A 14726-nucleotide genomic window follows, 5' to 3' on the forward strand; every position below is an offset into this window, starting at 1 on the left:
AGAAAATAGACTTAATATGTGCAAAATATTACTCAAAAAAAGTAAGTTAGTCAAAATATGAGCATTATTTTGCTCAGAATATAGATTTCTTGGTTATATCAAGAAGCATCAAAAAACATCCAAATTGATCCAGATCATTTAAACCTTACAAAAATTGTGCAATGGCTGATTTTCATGGTTACCAAGGTTACAATCCTCGGCTTTTAGCCACCCCCCATGGGCGTGGTTCTGACTTGAACTCAGACTGAGAGCCATAATATGTCTTTAACAAAAGTATCATCATCTTCAGAAAATCTACCCTTTACGCCGGAATTATTATCCCCGGCCGGCACCCTTAAAAACATGCGTTACGCCTTTGCTTATGGTGCAGATGCCGTTTATGCCGGCCAGCCACGCTATAGCTTGCGGGTACGTAATAATGAATTCAATCACGAGAATTTGGCATTAGGTATTCAGGAAGCCCATGCTTTGGGCAAGCGCTTCTATGTGGTAGTAAATATTGCGCCCCATAACTCCAAGCTGAAAACCTTCTTGCGTGATTTAAAACCGGTAATTGAGATGGGGCCTGATGCCCTAATTATGTCTGATCCCGGCTTGATCATGATGGTGCGTGAGGCTTTTCCACAGATGGATATCCATCTGTCGGTACAAGCTAACGCCGTTAACTGGGCGACCGTTAAATTTTGGCAGCAGATGGGGCTGACGCGCGTGATTCTTTCTCGTGAATTATCACTGGAAGAAATCGCTGAAATCCGCGCACAAGTACCGGACATGGAACTGGAAATTTTTGTCCACGGCGCACTGTGTATGGCTTACTCCGGCCGTTGCCTGCTCTCCGGCTACATTAACAAGCGCGACCCGAATCAAGGAACCTGCACCAATGCCTGTCGCTGGGAATATAACGTCCAGGAAGGTAAAGAAGATGACGTTGGCAATATTGTGCATGTTCATCAGCCAATTGCTGTTAAGAATGTCGAGCCGACATTGGGTATCGGTGCCCCGACCGATAAAGTCTTTATGATAGAAGAAGCCCAGCGCCCTGGTGAATATATGACGGCGTCGGAAGATGAGCACGGCACTTACATCATGAACTCCAAAGACCTGCGCGCCATTCAGCATGTAGAGCGCCTGACCCAAATGGGCGTGCATTCGCTGAAAATTGAGGGCCGAACTAAGTCATTCTATTATTGCGCTCGTACCGCACAGGTGTATCGCCGTGCAATTGATGATGCTGTTGCCGGTAAGCCTTTCGATCCGACTTTGCTCACCACTTTGGAAGGTTTGGCTCATCGTGGTTACACCGAGGGCTTCCTGCGCCGTCATGCCCATGAAGAGCAACAAACTTACGAATACGGTTATTCGGTTTCAGAACGTCAGCAATTTGTCGGCGAGTTTACTGGCGTGCGCCGTGATGGTCTGGCTGAAGTGATCGTCAAAAACAAATTCTCAGTGGGTGACAGTGTTGAACTGATGACCCCCAACGGTAATATCCAGTTTACACTTGAAAGTATGCAGGATAAAAAAGGTCAACCGGCAGAGGTCGCACCAGGTAACGGGCATATCATGTATTTGCCAATTCCAGAGGACATTAATGTGGAATATGGCTTACTGATACGCAATCTGAACGGGACAAATAGCCGTAATCCCCATGAAAAAGCGTAACGAGAAGCAATAAAAAATAATGCCATCGTCAGGATGGCATTTTTGACAAATATTAGAAATAGATCACATCAATTATAATAACACTGGGGTAGGATAGCTCGAGTACAATCAATAACTAAAAAAGTTTTAAAGCAAGACTAGGAACCACCTCCTTGGCTAGCCCAATCTCCCTTGGGCTGGCCTTTTCTTTTTTATTCAATAACCTACTAATTATATGAAATTTCCACCATTTTTATTATTAATGACTCTTGTTATGCTGTCAGATAATAATAAGCGTAGCCTTATGTTATGAATAATCCCACTCGAAATAAAATTTATCTTAGTTAAATAAATATTCTAATAAAAATAAAACCTATTTTTATTATGGCAAACTATCACTGAAGTTCTGCGTTATTTATTGAATAATCTGATAGATAAATTAAACAAGTATGAGTTACTGTTACTCTAATTGCAGAAACTCACCGGAGCAAGTTATGACCTCAATACCGCACGCTCTTCTTATCCTGAATGGTAAAGAAGCAGGTAATCAAGATGTTCGCAGTGCAGTCAAAAACTTGCGTGATGAAGGTATGACTCTCCATGTCCGCGTAACCTGGGAACAGGGTGATGCAAAACGCTATGTCGATGAAGCGGCAACACTGGCAGTTGAGACGGTCATTGCTGGCGGGGGGGATGGTACTATCAATGAAGTTGCCAGCGCTCTGGTCGCATTACCTGAAGCGAATCGCCCCAGCTTGGGTATCCTGCCACTGGGTACGGCCAATGATTTTGCCACCAGCTGCAACATTCCTCTGCAAATAGAAAATGCAATGCAGTTAGCAGTTAAAGGCCGGGCAGTTGCTATCGATGTAGCACAAGTGAATGACAAACACTATTTTATCAATATGGCGACAGGTGGCTTTGGTACTCGCATTACCACCGAGACTCCCGAGAAACTCAAAGCCGTGTTAGGGGGGGCTTCTTACTTTATTCATGGCTTAATGCGTATGGATGCGATTAAAGCTGATAGTTGTGAAATTCGTGGCCCTGGCTTTGAATGGTCTGGTGATGCCTTGGTCATAGGGATTGGTAATGGCAGGCAAGCCGGTGGCGGGCAACCCCTCTGCCCCGATGCACTGATTAATGATGGGTTATTACAACTACGTTTGTTGATCGCCGAAGAATTACTGCCCGCTCTGCTCGCTAGTGTCTTTAGTGGTGAGAAAAACAAAAATGTGATTGAGACCACTTTGCCGTGGCTCGAAATCACTGCACCTCATGACATCACTTTTAATCTGGATGGCGAACCGTTGTCAGGAAAAAACTTTCGTATTGAGGTAATTCCTCATGCTATCCAATGCCGCTTGCCGCCAAATTGCGAGTTACTCGGCTAAAGACCTGAACATGGGCTATCAATCATTAGCCCATGAATATCCTAGATTTTATTGCCATTCCAGCTTCGTCACCTCCCCTGTATCATCCCAAAACTCGTTAAAGTAGCTGTATTTCCCACAGTAAAACCTTTCATTTCAATTAAATTTTCTTTTATTTTTAATATTCACTTTGAAAGGTTTATCTTTCAAAGTGTGATCTATATGCAATAAATAGATCTAAAAAATGATTATGGTAGTGCACATGGCGACAAACAAGATGCTGAAGTTCATTCTGATACCTCAGTGTTTTGAAACCGCTTTAGCAAGCGGAACACTAAATCTCTTTTGATAACAAAAGATTATAAAAACAGCCATAACCTCGATTACAGGAGAAGAAGAATGATTGAACTTATAACCCATGGAGCCGAATGGTTTATCGGACTCTTCCAAAAAGGGGGCGAAGTTTTTGTTGGAATGGTCACCGGGATTTTACCTTTATTAATTAGTTTGTTAGTCATCATGAATGCGCTGATCAAGTTTGTTGGTCAGGACAGAATTGAACGATTGGCGCAACGTTGCGCGGGTAACCCCGTGTCCCGTTATCTGTTACTACCACTGATAGGTACTTTTGTATTCTGTAACCCAATGACATTAAGCCTTGGACGCTTTATGCCAGAAAAATACAAGCCAAGTTATTACGCAGCCGCATCCTATAGCTGTCACTCAATGAATGGTTTGTTCCCACACATTAACCCGGGTGAGTTGTTCGTCTACCTCGGTATAGCCAGTGGTTTAACCACACTGGGCCTGCCATTAGGCCCGCTGGCGGTGAGCTACTTCCTGGTCGGGTTGGTTACCAACTTCTTCCGTGGCTGGATTACTGACCTGACGACATCCATTTTTGAACGCAAAATGGGCATTCGCCTGGATCGTAACGTACAACTTTAATATGTAATTCAAATACATACTGTGTGGAGCAGATCATGAGTGAATTTATCCGGATTGAAAAAGGCGAAGGCGGTTGGGGTGGCCCATTAGAGCTGCCAATCGTCCCCGGTAAAAAAATTGTTTATATCACCGCGGGTACTCGTCCAGCCATTATTGACCGCATTAGCGAACTGACCGGCTGGGAAGCGGTAGATGGCTTCAAAGAGGGCGAACCGCCTGCTGAGGAAATCGCTGTCGCTATTATTGATTGTGGTGGCACCTTGCGTTGTGGTTTGTATCCGAAACGCCGTATACCAACCGTCAATATTCATTCAACTGGTCAATCAGGGCCGATGGCGAAATACATACTGGAAGATATTTATGTTTCCGGTGTGCGTGAAAAAAATATCCATAAAATCAGCAAAACTGATGGCGCAGCAGCCGTAACTGCACAAACAGAACCCGCAGTAGAAGTTGCACCGCAAGCGGCAGCAACAAATGCCGCCAAAGGTGGTCGTGATTACGATACAACCAAGAAGATCACTGAACAAAGTGATGGTTTGTTGGCAAAAGTAGGCATGGGTATGGGCTCTGTGGTTGCCGTATTCTTCCAGTCAGGCCGCGACACCATTGATACGGTATTGAAAACCATCCTGCCGTTTATGGCCTTCGTCTCGGCATTAATCGGCATCATCATGGCATCCGGTTTGGGTGACTTTATTGCCCACGGCTTGACACCACTGGCCAGCAGCCCGATTGGGTTAGTGCTTTTGGCACTGATCTGCTCCTTCCCGCTATTGTCACCGTTCTTAGGCCCAGGGGCCGTTATTGCGCAAGTTATCGGTGTATTGGTTGGGGTTCAAATTGGTTTGGGGAATATCCCACCACAACTAGCCCTGCCAGCTTTATTTGCGATTAATGCTCAAGCGGCATGTGACTTCATTCCGGTTGGCCTATCGCTGGCTGAAGCGAAGCAAGATACCGTCCGTGTCGGGGTGCCATCAGTATTGGTTGGCCGCTTCCTGACAGGTGCGCCGACCGTATTGATTGCCTGGGCAGCATCCGCCTTTATTTATCAGTAAGACAGTATCAGTAAGACAGAAGCATTAGATTTTCTGTAATACATTCAACGGTTAAGGATGTACGTATGAATACTATTTATCAGACAACCATTATCAATATCGGAGACAGCGCCCGCGAGGCGCTGTTAGATGACATGCTCATCACCTTCCGCGAAGGGGCACCGAAAGATATTGAAGAGTTCTGCTTTATCCACCAGCACAGCGATACCGATGGGGAATTAGAGGCAGGCAACATTATGGAATTGGCCGAAACGCGCTATGTCATCACCGCCGTGGGTGAAGTGGCGACGCAGAATCTGCGTGAGCTGGGCCATATCACCATCCGTTTTAACGGTGATGAGCAGCCTGAATTTCCTGGCTCCATTCATGTCATTGGCCCGACACCGACTGATGTACCGGTCGGCAGTGCATTGAAATTTATTCGTTAATTTATATTTTGGAGGTGTATATGTCACAACAAGTAGCAGTAGTGATTGGTGGTGGGCAAACTCTGGGGGCATTTTTGTGCCATGGTCTGGCCGAAGCAGGTTATAAAGTGGCCGTTGCTGACTTGAATTCCACTAACGCACAGTTAGTGGCTGATCAGATTAATGCTGAATATGGTGCAGACAGCGCACAAGGTTTCCAGGTTGATGCCACTAATGAAAGCAGCGTACAAATGCTGGCAAAAGCAGTTGATCAGCGTTTCCATCAAACCAATTTACTGGTTTACAGCGCGGGCATTGCCAAGGCAGCACCTATCACTGATTTCCCTCTGGATGATTTTGACCGCTCACTGCAAGTGAACCTTGTCGGTTACTTCTTATGTGCGCGTGAGTTCTCCCGCCTAATGATTCGTGATGGAATTGCTGGTCGTATCATCCAAATCAATTCCAAATCAGGTAAAGTGGGCAGCAAGCACAACTCCGGTTACAGTGCAGCGAAATTTGGTGGTGTGGGTTTGACACAATCTCTGGCACTGGATTTGGCCGATTACGGCATCACCGTTCATTCGCTGATGTTAGGAAATCTGTTGAAATCGCCGATGTTCCAGTCACTTTTACCGCAGTACGCCGCAAAATTGGGCATCAAACCGGAAGAAGTTGAAAAATATTATACCGATAAAGTGCCACTAAAACGTGGTTGCGATTATCAAGATGTACTCAATACCCTGTTGTTCTACGCCAGTGATAAAGCCGCCTATTGTACTGGTCAATCAATTAATATTACCGGCGGGCAAGTGATGTTTTAAAGTTGTTGGTATCAAAGCCCGAATCACTGACTCGCACCAGTGGTTCGGGTGCCAATTTGCCAAAGGCAGCTAACACCGCTGCAGTGCCAAGACAAAAAGGTCAATCATGTCTCCTACATCCGCACTAATCTGCATTGTCATCATCGCCTGGATACTACAAATCTTACTTGGATGGTGGCAAATCAATCGCTTTAACCGTGCTTTTGATCGGCTTTGCCAGCACAGTAAATCGGTTGGTGTTGGGCGTTCAGGCGGGCGGTTTAAACCCAGAGTCGTGATGGCGCTGGCTTTTGATGAAAACATGCGTGTCAGTGACAGCATGATCATGCGAGGAATCAGTGTTTTTGCCCGCCCACGCACATTACCGCACCTCCATGGGTTACATCAGCAGGATTTAATCCCGGATGTGATCTTCCCTACGGATACAGCATGTCAAACTGCACTATCATTAGCGATTAAACCGAAATCATGATATTTTCACAATGAAAGTTATTCTTTTTCATGTGAAAGTTATGCCTGAAAAAGAGGCAATGGAAATACTTGAGCAGGAATCGTTATGAAACCAAAGCAGCGACAAGTCGCTATCCTGGAATATCTCCAGCAGCACGGTAAAACGGCTGTTGATCAACTTGCCGCCCATTTTTCGACCACTGGCACCACAATCCGCAAAGATTTAACCAGTCTTGAAAATGAAGGCGCGGTTATTCGCACCTACGGCGGGGTGGTGTTAAATCGCGACGATGTTGAGCAACCCATCGACCGTAAAACACATATTAATACCGAGAAGAAAAAGCAAATCGCCAAAGCGGCCAGCAAACTGATTAATGACGGTGATAGTCTGGTTTTTGATGCAGGCAGCACTGTGCTACAAATGGTGCCGCATCTGGCCAAATTCAACAATATTACGGTGATGACCAACAGCTTGCATATCGTCAATGAATTGGTCGAGTTGGATAACGATCAGACTATCTTGATGCCGGGCGGTACATACCGTAAAGGTTCAGCTTCTTTCCATGGCAGTCTGGCAGAGTCTGCCTTTGACAAGTTCAGTTTCGATAAACTGTTTATCGGTGCAGATGGTGTTGATCTTAATGCCGGTGTTACCACGTTTAACGAAGTTTATCATGTCAGTACCGCTATGTGTCACGCCGCCAGTCGCATCATTTTATTGGTCGACTCTTCCAAATTTGGCCGTAAAAGCCCCAATGTCGTTTGTGCGCTAAGTGTCGTTGATACCCTGATTACCGATAAAGGTATTAGCGCCGAGTATTTGCAGGAACTACAGAAAATGGGCATTAACATCATTCTGGTTGATAAAGATGACTAATCCACTGCTTACCTATGCTCGTGAAACACTGGAAATTGAGCTAACAGAAGCCCAGCGTTTGTTATCACGTTTGGATAATAATTTTATCCACGCTTGCGAATTGTTGTTGGCCTGCACCGGTAAAGCGGTGGTTTCTGGTATTGGCAAATCCGGCCATATTGGTAAAAAAATTGCCGCCTCGCTGGCCAGTACCGGCACCCCATCCTTTTTCGTTCACCCAGCAGAAGCATTGCACGGTGATTTGGGTATGATTGGCCCGCAAGATGTATTGATTTTTATCTCTTATTCTGGCCGCGCTAAAGAATTGGATTTGATCTTGCCCTTGCTGGCAGACAGTCACATTCCGGTGATTGCCATCACTGGCGGTTTAGAATCACCACTGGCACAGGGAGCGGCCTGTGTGCTGGATATCAGCGTTGAGCATGAAGCATGCCCAATGGGACTGGCCCCCACCTCCAGCGCAGTAAATACCCTGATGATGGGGGATGCATTGGCAATGGCACTCATGCGTCATCGCGGTTTTAACGCAGAAGACTTTGCGCGTTCACACCCAGGTGGCAGCTTGGGGGCGCGATTGCTTAATCGAGTTCATCATCTAATGAGAACCGGTGACCGCTTACCGGTGGTGAATGAGTCTGATAGCGTGATGGAAGCCATGCTGGAACTGAGCCGTACCGGATTAGGTCTGGTGGCGGTATGTGATCCTGACCAACGGGTCGTGGGTGTCTTCACTGATGGTGATTTGCGCCGCTGGTTGGTCAAAGGAGGCACCTTGCAACAACCGCTCGGGCGCGCGATGACCCGCCCAGGTTTCCGACTGCCAGAACAATGGCGTGCCGGTGAAGCATTAGAAGCACTGCATCAGCATCATATCAGTGCGGCACCGGTGGTTGACCTGGATGGCAAACTGGTTGGTGCTATCAACTTGCACGATCTACATCAGGCCGGCGTTGGCTGATATCCCCGTCATCTTTCAAGTTGCAGGTGTGTTGGCTGCTCTCGCTTACCCGAATCACTTACTGGTGTAAGCTCATCGGGCTACCCTCATTTGCCGCCTTCCTGCACCTTGAAATCTGTTGGGGCTATATTTTTTGTTGTCATCTTTCAAGTTGCAGGTGTGTTGGCTGCTCTCGCTTACCCGAATCACTTACTGGTGTAAGCTCATCGGGCTACCCTCATTTGCCGCCTTCCTGCACCTTGAAAACAATCAATCATCAGTGCCAGTTAGGGTCTTGCTCTAACTGCTTTTTCAACATAGCTTGAACACTTTCACTCGGGCGGCCCAACCATTGATAAGTGGCGAACTGACTCGGGGCATCAAGCGCTTCTGGTTTATCGTCAACCGAAACCCGCATCCCCCATACCTGCCAGACTTGTTTTTCATCCCGACTAAAGGCAACCCACATAAAATTATTACTACAATCATGGGGTTTACAAATCCGCCCCACTTTATACTGCTGTCCTTCCCAATTTATCACTTCATATGGCGCGGATGTCCCGATACCTTTACGCGCCCAAGCAGGTAAGTTTTTTTGGCTTTTCACCATTTTTTGCCAGCTATTTTTATACACTGGCTGTTGCAGTAAATCTGCTGTGGTAGGCAGGGGTTTGGCCGGTGCGGATTGAACAGGCGCTGAACTTACAGGCGCCGAAACAACATTCGTCGCGGGTTGCGCAAAAGCCCAGGAACTGGCACTGAGTATCGTCGCAGTAACTAGACAATGGAGGGTTTTATGACCTTTCATTATCGAAAATCCTTATTATCTGATGAATCTAGACTCTAAATAGCTTGAAGTATGACGGGTTTACTCGCCAGGTATTGAACTCGCTTCTATACAACAAATTTGCAGGCGTGATATGAGTTTGCCTGTCTATGACCCTCAACTGTAGAAAAAGTTGATCCATAGCACGAATTTTCATCCTAATTCTCGTTATAGCGCAATCTGTATGACAGCTTGAGGTAAGCTATAAACCAGATGATACGTTGATAACCATACCCTAAATAATTCGAGTTGCGGGAAGGCGGTAAACGAGAGCAGCCAATGCACCTGCAGCTTGAAATATGATGAGTATATTCCCGAAAAAGGCCATGCCATGTTGACCCTTGAATTACCCGAAGCCCCCGAAAAGTTGTATTACTCCGCCGGGGATGCCCATCCACTAGATAAGCTCGAGAGCGATAAAATCGTTCAAATGGTCATCGATCTGGATGTTGCCAATTCTGATAGTGAGCATTATGTCACCGGTTGGATGGGGCTAAATAGCGTGGTGGTGATACGTAATTATCAAAACAAGCGCGGCACTGCCAACGGCTTTGTATTGAACAAAGGGGATCGCTATCGGCTGAGTGTTCAGTCAATTGAGTTTCGCATTCCCAAGGTGGTGTTATGGATGAGTTTCCGCCGCAAGCCCCGTACCATGGAGCTAATAACTTACGAAACTTTAGGCGACCAACCCAGTGGTATGCAGCAATACCGTAATATTCTCGAAGAGGACTTACGCCAGCAACTGGATAAAGATTGGCGCGAACTGAATGATTATCTGGGCGCGGCTTGCTGGCAAATCGAAAATGATGTGCCGTTGTGGCAGCAAGCGCATCGAGAAATAACATTGGATGCGATTAACCAGCTCGCTGCGGCTCCCATTTTCCGCACCAAACATTTGCAAGCTGATGGCAATTATGCCGGTTTCTGGGCAGGCGATTACTTTTTTGCCGTCAGGCAACCTACGGCCGATAACCCCTTACCCGCGATACAAATTTCCTGGCGAGAAAATGAAAAAGAGATCGGCAGCTATCTGTTCGATCTCATAAAAGATGAGGGTGGCGAGCCGAAATTGTTACTGTGCATTCGCCCGCGTAAAGGGGCTGAAAGTTACCTGCTTAACCGTTTTGATGCCCATCATTTGCAGCGGGCCATCGCGATGTTTGCCATGACGCAGCGCTATTTACTGGCATAAAAAAACAAATTCTTGTGTGTGAGCGCAGTTAACACCCCTGCGCCTCCAAGGGCGAAGGGCATTACCACCATCGGTGGAAATGATGCACCGGCCCGATCCCCTGTCCCACCTCAAGGGTATCTGCCTGCTCCAGCGCACCTTGCAGATAATCCTTGGCCGCACTGACAGTATCCGGCCAGTTGGCATATCGAGGCCGCAATGCTGCCAGTGCTGCGGATAAGGTGCAACCCGTACCGTGGGTATGTCGGGTATTAACCCGACTCGTCACAAAGCGCTGCTCGCCTTGAGCGGTGAACAGCCAATCCGGGCTTTCTTCGCCGCTCAAATGCCCTCCTTTCATCAATACCCCCTGACAGCCTAAGGCCAACAGTGCCCGCCCCTGCTCGCGCATTTCTTGCTCGTTATGCGCGGGCTGGCAATCCAGCAGTGCTGCGGCTTCCGGCAAATTCGGGGTAATTAAAGCAACCTGTGGGAGCAGTAAGCGACGCACTGCATCTACTGCCTGCGGTGCCAGCAATGGATCACCGCTTTTGGCGACCATCACGGTATCTAATACCACAAACGGGATGGGATAACGGCGTAATTGCGTAGCGACAATATCGACGATTTCGGTATTTGCCAGCATGCCAATTTTAGCGCTATCGATACGCACATCACTGAGAACAGAATCTAATTGGGTGGCAACAAAAGCCGGTTCGATGGGATAGACAGACTGCACACCGCGGGTGTTTTGCGCCACTAAAGCGGTGATAACACTGGTGCCGTAGGCTTGTAATGCAGAAAAGGTTTTTAGATCAGCCTGGATACCGGCACCACCACTTGGGTCAGTTCCGGCAATAGTTAACACATTGATACGCTTCATATACACTTCCCTACGCTGGCATAATCCAGATCAGGTAATACGGGTAATATCTCAGCTATACCACGATTTGTGGCAGGCACCCCGAGTCAGAATTGTTATTATCACGGGCAGGTGATAGAAGATCAATGATGTATTAGCTAAACCAATAATCACCCCAACAGCCTTGGAGGGATAATTGAAGGATGAATATCAAAACTCGTCATTATCAGGAAAGCGATCGCCCTTTTTTTGCGTACTTTGTATTTGGCGTCACTCCGGGACACTTTTAGCTGACTGGATAGAGGAACGCTTTAGGCTGGAAAAATTTGATCGCTCCACTCTTCCATTCTGGGTGAAATTATTTTGGTGGCAATTAACGGCGGCAATATATCGGTGCATTGGCATAATGAAAAGAAAGTGTCATAAGGGAGCCTTAACTCCCTTATCTTGATGCATTATTCCCCGCGAAGCTCTTGCACATCCTCAGCTTTGATATTCAAAGTGGGTTGGCCAAACTGTTGCAACAGATAATTGCTCAAACTCACCACTTGCTCATCAGTTAATGTGTTGGCAAAACCGGGCATAAAGACCTCGCCATCATTGGTTTTGCGCGACACACCGTGAAGAATCACATTAATCAGGTTATTTTGTGTGGATGCCCCGACCACCGAGTTTTTCATCAATGATGGATAATAACCGTCTTTCACCCCCTCACCGGTAAAGCTGTGGCAACTGGCGCAATTCCCCAGATACAAACGCGCACCATCGGTGTGGTTATCTGCGGTGAAAGGCATGCCGCGTAAGGTGTTAACACTGGTTGCCGACTGCCCCCAATCCGAGCGACTCTTGGTTTCATCATCGGGATTCAATGGTTTCAGCGTGCGCAAATAAACCGCCATCGCATTCAGATCACTGTCAGTCAGATGGCGGGTACTGTTTTCGATCACTTCCGCCATCGGCCCGGCAGCTTGCGCTTTACCATCAACATGGCCGCTACGCAGATATTGCACTACCTGCTCCTGGCTCCAGCCACCAATTCCGGCATGCGGGTCTGAGGTAATATTGAATGCTGTCCAACCATCAATATCGGCACCAGAATAGGCTTTGCTATCTTTCATTCCCATAGTGATATTACGTGGGGTATGACATTCACCGCAGTGCCCGAGCGCTTCAACAAAATAAGCCCCCTGATTCCATTGTGCATCCTTGCTGGTATCGGGCTGGAAGCGCTGCCCCTCAAAATTCACCAAATTCCAGAACCACAATCCCCAGCGCTGATTGAATGGGAACGGCATGTCATTGTCGCGATTCGGTTGGTGTACCGCCGGCAAACTGAACAGATAGGCTTTAATCGCTTTAACATCATCATCTGTCAGCAAAGTATAAGAGGTGTAAGGGAATGCAGGATAAAGATTCTCGCCATTTTTCCCTTTCCCTTCATGTAATGCGCGCAAAAACTCCTCATCCGTCCAACTGCCAATCCCGGTTTCTTTATCGGGTGTGATATTTGGCGAATATAAGGTGCCCATCGGGGTTTTAAAGGCTAATCCACCAGCAAAGGGTTTACCCTCTTTGGTGGTATGGCACGCCACACAATCCGCGGCTTTAGTCAAATACTCACCACGCGCAATTAAATTGTCATCCGCACTGGCATAGCCGGTGACAGCTAATCCGAATGCGATAAACAGGTGTTTCATTGAGTGCCCCAAGGTTTGCTTTTTCATATTACACCTCGGCCTTGAGTGTTTCAGCGATACGAAGAGAGAGCGCGGCAATCGTCAAAGTACAGTTCACGGAGCCAACAGTTGGCATCACGCTGCTGCTGGCAATAAACAAATTTTTGTGGTCATGGGTACGGCAATCACTGTCCACCACTGAATCTTTCGGGTCATTACCCATAATAGTTGTACCAGTAATATGGTTATTATTGGCGAAGTTATTGTGGAACTGCACTTCCGTACCGCCCATCAACCTGGCTGCCTCGGCATAGACTTCCTGAGTGTGCACCGCACTTTTGCGCACATAATCATCCATCGCATAGTAAAACTCTGGTTTCGGAATACCGATGGCATCTTTCTCGGTCGGGCTGGGAATAATACGATTTTCTACATGTGGTAAGATTTCGTGGAAACTATCGAACTGCACAAAGCGCGCTGCCCGATCACGGATTTTCGCATCCAACTGAGGCCCAAGCTGCAATTCCCCCTGTTTGAGTAACTCAATTGTGACCTGATCCGTGCGCGACAAGTTGGATAAATGAATCTTTTTCGCCGCATATTCGGAGCGAAATGCGCCATCCCGGAAACCAATCAAAGAGGTCATTTCCTGCGGGCCGCGCCCCGGCCACAACGGTTCATTAGCCATAAAGGTCACGCCAGTGCCTGGGTGATCCATCAGATTGCGCCCAACCATATCGGAGCTATTCCCAACACCAAGCGGGTTTTTATCACTGGTGGACATCAGCATCAGTTTTGGCGTTTCAATACCATTAGCCGCCAGCACAAAATACTTACCCTCAGCGCGATGCTCATTACCCTGCGCATCCTTAAATAGGGCGGCAGTGATCTGCTGTTGGTCATTGACTTCCAGTTTATAAACCACGGCTTGTGGGCGGATAACAGCACCTGCAAGCTCGGCTTTTTCAACATGGGTAATGGCGTTATACATCGCCCCTATCGGGCAAATTGGCATGCAGTTATTGTTGCCACAACAGGTGGGACGGCCATCATAAGGGCGGCTGTTGCGCGCCACCGGCTCGGTCACAACATCAAATTTGCTACCATTAAAAGTGTGACTGTTTAGTACGGTTTTAATGCGCTGTTCATTCCACGATAGTGGCAGCGGTGCCATTGGATAAGGCGCACTGCGCGGTGAGCCAAGATCTTCATCACTCGGCCCCCAAACACCTAACTCCTGCTCTGCGCGTAAATACCATTTTTCCAGCGCTGCGTAGTCAATCGGCCAGTCGCGCCCAACGCCATAAATTGTTTTTAGCTTGAAATCATTTGGCAGGAAACGCCAGGCTGATGCCGCCCAATGCCAGGTTGTTCCCCCGACCGCGCGAATATATTGCACATCATATGGGTGTTCACCTTTTTGAATCAGATAGTTATTATTTGGGTTAGATTCAGGATGAGGAGCATAAGAAGTTGAAGGGTAAGGTGCCATATTGTCTGATTTGTCGGGCTGATTGCGGAAGTTTTCCACAATCTCCCAGCGCGAAAGGCGTGGGCCTGCTTCTAAAACCAATACTGATTTACCCGCCATCGCTAATTGATGCGCAACCAAACCGCCAGCAACGCCCGAGCCAATGACGACGATATCCGCCTTGAGTGTGTCAGCCATA

Annotated in this window: 14 protein-coding genes and 1 riboswitch; of the genes, 10 read left to right on the top strand and 4 right to left on the bottom strand. The window is 47.4% G+C overall.

Features of this window, described 5'->3' with window-relative positions; all coding sequences use genetic code 11:
• Positions 1-258 precede the first annotated feature (258 nt).
• The 9 genes from trhP (at position 259) to gutQ (ending at position 8539) form a co-directional block, all read left to right on the top strand.
• A complete protein-coding gene (trhP, locus tag FTB31_RS05300) occupies positions 259-1662 on the top strand; it encodes a prephenate-dependent tRNA uridine(34) hydroxylase TrhP (RefSeq protein WP_050076346.1) in 1404 nt (467 codons plus the stop codon).
• A 482-nt stretch (positions 1663-2144) separates the two neighbouring features.
• On the top strand, positions 2145-3035 hold the full coding sequence (yegS, locus tag FTB31_RS05305) for a lipid kinase YegS (protein WP_072081733.1): 891 nt from the start codon (positions 2145-2147) through the stop codon (positions 3033-3035).
• Between the two features lie 378 nt (positions 3036-3413).
• Positions 3414-3962: a PTS glucitol/sorbitol transporter subunit IIC gene (gene srlA, locus FTB31_RS05310; protein ID WP_050076350.1), complete on the top strand. Its 549-nt coding sequence runs from the start codon at positions 3414-3416 to the stop codon at positions 3960-3962.
• A gap of 35 nt (positions 3963-3997) precedes the next feature.
• Positions 3998-5023, top strand: a complete 1026-nt coding sequence (gene srlE, locus FTB31_RS05315) for a PTS glucitol/sorbitol transporter subunit IIB (RefSeq protein ID WP_050076351.1) — start codon at positions 3998-4000, stop codon at positions 5021-5023.
• A 65-nt stretch (positions 5024-5088) separates the two neighbouring features.
• Positions 5089-5451 carry a PTS glucitol/sorbitol transporter subunit IIA gene (gene srlB, locus FTB31_RS05320; protein WP_050076352.1) on the top strand — a complete coding sequence of 121 codons (363 nt, stop codon included), beginning with the start codon at positions 5089-5091 and terminating at the stop codon, positions 5449-5451.
• A 20-nt stretch (positions 5452-5471) separates the two neighbouring features.
• Positions 5472-6254, top strand: coding sequence for a sorbitol-6-phosphate dehydrogenase (gene srlD, locus FTB31_RS05325; RefSeq protein ID WP_050076354.1), 783 nt, complete (start codon positions 5472-5474; stop codon positions 6252-6254).
• Positions 6255-6360: 106 nt separating this feature from the next.
• Positions 6361-6726, top strand: a complete 366-nt coding sequence (gutM, locus tag FTB31_RS05330) for a transcriptional regulator GutM (RefSeq protein ID WP_077173751.1) — start codon at positions 6361-6363, stop codon at positions 6724-6726.
• An 84-nt stretch (positions 6727-6810) separates the two neighbouring features.
• Positions 6811-7581, top strand: a complete 771-nt coding sequence (gene srlR, locus FTB31_RS05335; protein ID WP_050076357.1) for a glucitol operon DNA-binding transcriptional repressor SrlR — start codon at positions 6811-6813, stop codon at positions 7579-7581.
• Positions 7574-8539, top strand: a complete 966-nt coding sequence (gene gutQ, locus FTB31_RS05340) for an arabinose-5-phosphate isomerase GutQ (protein ID WP_077173750.1) — start codon at positions 7574-7576, stop codon at positions 8537-8539. Before srlR ends, gutQ begins: the two co-directional genes overlap by 8 nt.
• 256 nt (positions 8540-8795) lie before the next feature.
• Here gutQ and FTB31_RS05345 read toward each other — a convergent pair whose 3' ends face one another.
• Positions 8796-9326 carry an inhibitor of vertebrate lysozyme family protein gene (locus FTB31_RS05345; protein WP_050076360.1) on the bottom strand — a complete coding sequence of 177 codons (531 nt, stop codon included), beginning with the start codon at positions 9324-9326 and terminating at the stop codon, positions 8796-8798.
• Between the two features lie 349 nt (positions 9327-9675).
• Between FTB31_RS05345 and FTB31_RS05350 the strand changes: the two genes are divergently transcribed.
• The gene (locus FTB31_RS05350; protein WP_227731183.1) at positions 9676-10539 is read left to right on the top strand and encodes a hypothetical protein; all 864 of its coding nucleotides are present in this window, start codon (positions 9676-9678) and stop codon (positions 10537-10539) included.
• Between the two features lie 61 nt (positions 10540-10600).
• Here the strand turns inward: FTB31_RS05350 and thiD are convergent, their stop codons facing one another.
• The 3 genes from thiD to FTB31_RS05365 form a co-directional block, all read right to left on the bottom strand.
• Positions 10601-11401, bottom strand: a complete 801-nt coding sequence (thiD, locus tag FTB31_RS05355) for a bifunctional hydroxymethylpyrimidine kinase/phosphomethylpyrimidine kinase (RefSeq protein WP_050076362.1) — start codon at positions 11399-11401, stop codon at positions 10601-10603.
• Positions 11392-11495, bottom strand: a riboswitch (TPP riboswitch). (Overlaps the previous gene by 10 nt.)
• A 340-nt stretch (positions 11496-11835) precedes the next feature.
• Positions 11836-13104: a cytochrome c gene (locus tag FTB31_RS05360; protein ID WP_050076363.1), complete on the bottom strand. Its 1269-nt coding sequence runs from the start codon at positions 13102-13104 to the stop codon at positions 11836-11838.
• Position 13105: 1 nt separating this feature from the next.
• A complete protein-coding gene (locus FTB31_RS05365) occupies positions 13106-14725 on the bottom strand; it encodes a GMC family oxidoreductase (RefSeq protein ID WP_050076365.1) in 1620 nt (539 codons plus the stop codon).
• Position 14726 lies beyond the last annotated feature (1 nt).

This window comes from Yersinia proxima (assembly GCF_902170785.1).
GTDB classification, from domain to species: Bacteria; Pseudomonadota; Gammaproteobacteria; order Enterobacterales; family Enterobacteriaceae; genus Yersinia; species Yersinia proxima.